The organism is Mycobacterium sp. 1081908.1, from assembly GCF_001673535.1.
Taxonomy (GTDB): domain Bacteria; phylum Actinomycetota; class Actinomycetes; order Mycobacteriales; family Mycobacteriaceae; genus Mycobacterium.
Window position 1 is genome coordinate 1 of record NZ_LZLY01000150.1, and the last position, 925, is coordinate 925.

Annotated in this window: 1 protein-coding gene; it reads left to right on the forward strand. The window is 66.6% G+C overall.

Annotated elements, in window-relative coordinates; all coding sequences use genetic code 11:
* Positions 1-925: PPE family protein (locus A5655_RS29015; protein ID WP_231999266.1), on the forward strand; the 925-nt coding region annotated here is incomplete at both ends.

Here is a 925-nt window from a genome sequence, read left to right on the forward strand (position 1 = left end):
CTATGCCACCGCGCTGGCGGCCATGCCGACGCTGCCCGAACTGGCCGCCAACCACGTTGTCCACGGCGCCTTGGTGGCCACCAATTTCTTTGGGATCAACACGATTCCGATCGCGCTCAACGAGGCCGACTACGTGCGGATGTGGGTGCAGGCGGCCACCACCATGGGCGTCTATCAAGCGGTGTCCAGCGCGGCGGTGGCGTCCACCCCGGCGGCCACCCCCGCGCCGCAAATCCTCAAATCCGACGCGCAAACCCCGGCCCAGTCGGCGGGCAATGACCTGGTGCAGGGGATCGTCCAGCAGATCGAGCAGTTCTTGCAGAACCCGCTGGGCCTGCAGCAGCAGATCTCGCAGGCCCTGGGAAACCTGTCCCAGGGTGACAACCCGCTCAGCCTGCCCCAGGGGCTGGTGGATTTCCTGCAAAACAACCTGGGTATCGGAAATGTCCAACTCGCCCACGACCCCTTGGTCGACAACCCGCTGAACCAACTCATCGCGCAGATCCTGCAGAACTTCGGGGTGACCTGGGACCCCGCCGAGGGCACCGTCAACGGACTCGAGTACGACGCGTTTACCAACCCGGGCCAACCGATCTTTTACGTTGTCCGATCCCTCGAAGTCCTCGAGGACATCGAACAGTTCGGCGTGTATCTGACGCAAAATCCGGTGCAGGCCTTTCAATACCTGATCAGCCTCGAGCTGTTCGACTGGCCGCTGCACATCGAAGAAGTTCTTGCCTACGCGCTGTCGCAACCGGCGGCGGTGGCACTCGCGGCGCCGGCCCTGGCCCCCTTGGGCGCGCTCGGCGGCTTGGGTGGACTGGCCGGCCTGGCCGCGGTGCCCCCGCCCGCCCTCGCACCGACGCCGGCGCCCGTGCCCGCCGCGCCGCCGTTGTTGCCGGTCGCGATGGGCCCGACCTTCCCC